Below are 512 nucleotides of genomic sequence, written 5' to 3'. Positions count from 1 at the left end.
GACAGGCCCAGCCCCCACAGCCCGGCCCCCGCGGCGGCCGCGGCGGCGGCGCCCACCACGCCCGCGTCGGAGCCGAGCCGGGCCGGGAGCACCTCAACGCCCGAGGCGAAGGACAACGCCGCGTAGTCGCGCAGGTGTTCGCGGAGCGGCCGGAAGAGAACGTCACCGGCTCCCGCGACACCACCGCCTATGACCGCCACCTCGATCTCCACGAGCGTCGCGGTGGCGGCGATGCCCGCCGCGAGCGCCCGCGCCGCCCGGGCGAAGGAGGCAAGCGCGACCGGGTCGCCGGCGCGGGCGGCCGCCGCGACACCGGCCGCGCTCGCGTCCCCGTCGGACCCGGGCCGCCAGCCCGCCTCCAGGGCGCGGCGGGCGATGTTGGGCCCGCTGGCGATGCGCTCCACGCACCCCCGTGACCCGCACGGACAGGGATCCCCGTCCAAATCAACGCTGATGTGCCCGATATGGCCGGCGTTACCAGTAGGCCCGGACCGCAGTCGCCCACCCAGGAC

The 512-nt window shown here is 77.3% G+C and carries 1 protein-coding gene; it reads right to left on the bottom strand.

The annotated features are described in order from the left end of the window. Positions 1-512 (bottom strand): ROK family protein (locus tag K6I33_RS35650; RefSeq protein WP_229358909.1); only part of this gene is annotated, 512 nt, incomplete at both ends.

It is taken from the genome of Streptomyces sp. UNOB3_S3 (assembly GCF_020740895.1).
Taxonomy (GTDB): Bacteria; Actinomycetota; Actinomycetes; order Streptomycetales; family Streptomycetaceae; genus Streptomyces.
The sequence above is the reverse complement of the archived record's forward strand: the minus strand, read 5'-3'. Positions and strand labels throughout refer to the sequence as shown.